This window comes from Acidimicrobiales bacterium (genome assembly GCA_036270875.1).
In the GTDB taxonomy this organism is placed as follows: domain Bacteria; phylum Actinomycetota; class Acidimicrobiia; order Acidimicrobiales; family AC-9; genus AC-9.
Map to the genome: position 1 here is coordinate 1 of DATBBR010000073.1, position 2,443 is coordinate 2,443.

Annotated in this window: 2 protein-coding genes; one reads left to right on the forward strand and one right to left on the reverse strand. The window is 69.8% G+C overall.

The genetic code is table 11. The features are described from left to right. Positions 1–365: 365 nt before the first annotated feature. The gene (locus tag VH112_08435; GenBank protein ID HEX4540259.1) at positions 366–1,304 is read left to right on the forward strand and encodes a DUF389 domain-containing protein; all 939 of its coding nucleotides are present in this window, start codon (positions 366–368) and stop codon (positions 1,302–1,304) included. Positions 1,305–1,312: 8 nt separating this feature from the next. Here VH112_08435 and VH112_08440 read toward each other — a convergent pair. Then, positions 1,313–2,443 (reverse strand): chloride channel protein (locus VH112_08440; GenBank protein HEX4540260.1); only part of this gene is annotated, 1,131 nt, incomplete at its 5' end.

Genomic DNA, 2,443 nt, shown 5'->3' on the forward strand with positions numbered 1-2,443 from the left:
GTATGGAGGGGTGTCGTCGCGGACATCACCCGCCGTGGGTGATTTGCGCGGGCCGGCAGCCCATCCGCATCGGCACCGGCCGCTCCCGCCCACAATCACCCTCTTCGGGTGGTTGTAGGCACTACCGCTGGCCTGGAAGGATGTCGCGCGGGGAGGTGCAGGAGGGCGCTGGTCGAGAGGGAGCCGGAAATCGGACGTGCTCGTACAAGCAGGAGACGGTCGCGTGGGGCCGCCGGCGCGTTCTCCCATCGGGAGGGCCGGGCCCAGCTGCGCGTGCCGCTGGTGCTACGGCTGGCCGCCATCGCGGCGCGCGCGACCCTTGGCTGGTGCGCGGCGCGGGCGCTCGGCGCGTCCGAGCTCCGCCTGTGATCCACGTGAGGGCCGTCAGCCCGTCTCACATCACGCCCGGGCTGGTCGACGTGCTCGACGGCAACCCCGGTGTGCTGAACCTCGTGGTCCTCCCGGGCGCGGCCCGAAATCCCGCTGGTGACGCCCTCCAGTTCGACGTCATCACCGCAGAAGCCAACCGGGTGCTCAGCCAGCTCCGCGACCTGGGCATAGACCGCAGCGGGTCGATCACGATCGACACCGTCGAGGTGTCCATCTCCGACGTCGCCGCTCGGGCCGAAGGGCGAGAGCGTCCGGGCGAGAACTTCTCTCCGATCTGGGAGACGGTGATCGCCAGGATCCACTCCTTGGGCAACTATCCCCCGAGCTGGTACGCGCTCCTGGCCATCGCCGGGCTGATCGCGGCCCAGGGAATACTCACCAACTCGCAGATCCTCATCGTCGGGGCCATGATCGTCGGCCCCGAGTACTACGCCGTGGCCAGCGTGGCCCTCGGGATCAACAGGCGCGAGCGTCCGCGCATCCGCCACGGTCTGCGCGCCCTCGTCGTCGGGTTCCTGCTTGCCATCGTCGCCAGCCTCCTCTTCGCTCTGATCGTCCGCGGCTTCGGCCTGGAGCCCAGGGCGTACGGGGCCGGGATCACGCCGGTGTCGGACCTCATCAACAGCCCGAACTTCTTCTCTGTCGTCGTCGCCGTGCTGGCCGGGATCGTCGGGGTGGTGTCACTGGCCGAGTCGAGAGCCAACACCCTCATCGGCGTGTTCGTCTCGGTGACCACGATTCCCGCAGCGGCCGACGTCGGCGTCTCCACGGTGTTCGGACGCTGGAACGAGGCGTGGGGCTCGCTCGAGCAGCTGCTGTTGAACCTCGGCCTGCTGATCATCGTCGGCGCCATCGCACTGGACGTCACCCGCCGCTTCTGGATTCGAAGGCACCGGCGAGCCGAAGCGAGGTAATCCCCCGACTAGCTCCCTGACGCGGGGACCGCCTCCTCGGTCGGTGCTTGTGTCGCCGAGGCGTCGGCCGCCGAGGGGGCGGAGATCGGGCTCAGCCTCGCTGACGCGACGTACGCGACCGCAACCGCCACGATGACCAGCGGCATGACCGCCAGACCGTCGGACAGGAGCAACAGGGTGGCCAACAGGACCGAGGTCAACGGAAGCCTCAGCATCGCGACCATCATGGCTCCCATCCCCATGGCCGCTCCCGCAACCAAGGGCAGCCCGGGCGCGTGCGACAGCGCCACGCCGCCCGCCGCCCCCACGAAGAGGGCCGGGAAGATCGGGCCGCCGCGGAAGCTGCTCAACGACACGCCGTAGGCCAGGGCCTTGCAGGCGACGAGCAGGACCAGGGCGCCGAGGGAGTAGGTGGCACTGTGGGCGAGCAGGGGACCCAACGCCGACTGGCCCGAGAACAGGACATCCGAGGTTCCCTTCCCCGTACCCTCGGCGTAGGCGATCGCCAGGCCGGCAATAGCCAGCCCGGCTATTGGAGTGAGCCACAGCATCCGCGGTATCACCCGGTCTTGCAGGTACAGCCCGACCCAGCGGACGCCTGCGCCGACCACGGCGGCCGCCAGGCCGATGCCGATGGCCCACCCGAGCTCGGCGGCGTCGGGTCGGGCGAAGTGCGGCAGGTCGGGGATCGCCAGCGAGAACGTTCCCAGGCCGGTCCACGTGCCCAGGCCGACAAAGACGAGAGCGCCGGTACCGGACGCCACCAGCCCTGGCAGCAGCACCAGGTCCATCACCGCTCCACCCAACCCTGCGGCCTCCATCAGAAGGAATGCTCCGATGATGGGAGAGCCCAACAGGGTGCTGACGGCGGCAAAGCTGCCTGCCGCGGCCACCGCAGTGGTGGTTCTGTCCGGCGCGTCGCGCTTGGCCAGTCGCACGGCGCACACGCCAAGACCGCCACCGAGCGCGATCAGCGGTGCCTCCGGTCCGATCACCACGCCCAGGGCCAGGCTCGCCAGGGCGGCGAAGAAGACGCCGGGCAGCTCGATAGGTGTCGGTGTCCCTCCTGCCTTGAACCCCTCGGCGGGCAGGTGCCCAGCTGTTCCCGGAAGGTAGCGGATGGTGAGCGCGACCAGCAG